The organism is Streptomyces sp. NPDC060205, from assembly GCF_042728395.1.
GTDB lineage: Bacteria > Actinomycetota > Actinomycetes > Streptomycetales > Streptomycetaceae > Streptomyces.
In genome coordinates, this window is record NZ_JBHWZP010000620.1 from 1 (window position 1) to 1,716 (window position 1,716).

Sequence of the window (1,716 nt, forward strand, 5' to 3'; positions counted from 1 at the left end):
CCCCCATCAGGGGCGCGGGGAACGGCGCAATCTTTTGTCTTTAGGGGCGCGGGGAACTGCGCGGTCCGCCCCCACCGGGGGAAACGTGACCCACGACCTCCCCTCCGCGGCCAACGGGAACGTTTGAGCGGATAGCGCTGCGGCTAGATTTCGAGTCATGGCTCCCACCCACGGCACACACCCCGTCCTCGTCGCGTCCAACCGCGGCCCGGTCTCGTACACGAAGGACGAGTCCGGCGAGCTCACGGCCAAGCGCGGCGGAGGCGGACTCGTGTCGGGCCTCTCCGCCATCGGCCCCGACGCCGGCGCCCTGTGGGTCTGCTCGGCCCTCGGCGACGGCGACCGCGAGGCCGTCCGGCGCGGCGTGGGCGAGGACGGCGTCCGGATGCTCGACATCGACGCCGACACCCACGCCGCCGCGTACAACGGCATCGCGAACTCCGCGCTGTGGTTCGTCCACCACATGCTCTACCAGACCCCCCTGGAACCCGTCTTCGACGCGGAGTTCCGGCGCAAGTGGGCGGCCTACGAGACGTACAACCAGGCCTTCGCCGAGGCACTGGCCGAGGAGGCGGCGGACGGCGCCGCGGTCCTCGTACAGGACTACCACCTGACCCTGGTCCCGCGGATGCTCCGCGAACTCCGTCCCGACCTGCGGATCGGGCACTTCTCGCACACTCCGTGGGCCCCGCCGGACTACTTCCGGCTCCTCCCGGACGACATCGCGGCGAAGGTCCTCGACGGGATCCTCGGCGCCGACCGGGCCGCGTTCCTCACCCGGCGGTGGGCGGACGCGTTCACGGAGTGCTGTCGGGCCGTACTGGGCGACGACTTCGACCAGGACACGCGGATCGGCGTGCACGGCCTCGGCGCCGACGCGGACTTCCTGCGCGAGCGCTCGCACCGCGCGGACGTCGACGAACGGATGGCCGCGCTGCGCGAGCAGATCGGCACCGCGCCCGACGGCAGCGCCCGGAAGACCGTCGTGCGGGTGGACCGGACCGAGCTGTCCAAGAACATCGTGCGCGGCCTGCTGGCGTACCGGCAGCTGCTGGAGGACCGGCCCGAGTGGCACGAGCGGGTGGTGCACGTGGCGTTCGCGTACCCGTCGCGGCAGGATCTCGCGGTGTACCGCGACTACACGGCCGAGGTGCAGCGGGTCGCCGACGAGATCAACTCCGTGTACGGGACGGACGGCTGGACGCCGGTCGTCCTGCACGTGAAGGACGACTTCGCGCGCTCACTCGCGGCGTACCGGCTGGCCGACGTGGCCCTCGTGAACCCCATCCGCGACGGGATGAACCTCGTCGCGAAGGAGGTGCCCGTCGTGTCCGACGACGGGTGCGTGCTGGTGCTGTCGCGGGAGGCGGGGGCGTACGAGGAGTTGGGCGAGGACGCGGTCGTCGTGAACCCGTACGACGTGTCCGGGACGGCGGAGGCGTTGCACGAGGCGTTGACGGTGCCTCTTGGCGAGCGGGCCGAGCGGACGAAGCGGTTGGCTGTTGCGGCCACCGCGTTGCCTCCGGCGCAGTGGTTCCTGGACCAGCTGCACGCGCTGCGCTCCGCGGGAGCGGTTGGCTGACGCCGGGTCGTGGTCATCTGCGGGCCGGTGGGGGCTGGTCGCGCAGTTCCCCGCGCCCCTTGGGGGCTGCGCCCCCTGAAAGACAGAAGATTGCGCCGTTCCCCGCGCCCCTTTTGGGGTTAGCGTTGGGCTTA

The 1,716-nt window shown here is 71.5% G+C and carries 1 protein-coding gene; it reads left to right on the forward strand.

Going from position 1 to position 1,716, the window contains the following annotated elements:
• Positions 1-157: 157 nt before the first annotated feature.
• The gene (locus ACFWGJ_RS43555) at positions 158-1,582 is read left to right on the forward strand and encodes a trehalose-6-phosphate synthase (protein WP_387334525.1); all 1,425 of its coding nucleotides are present in this window, start codon (positions 158-160) and stop codon (positions 1,580-1,582) included.
• Positions 1,583-1,716: the final 134 nt, after the last annotated feature.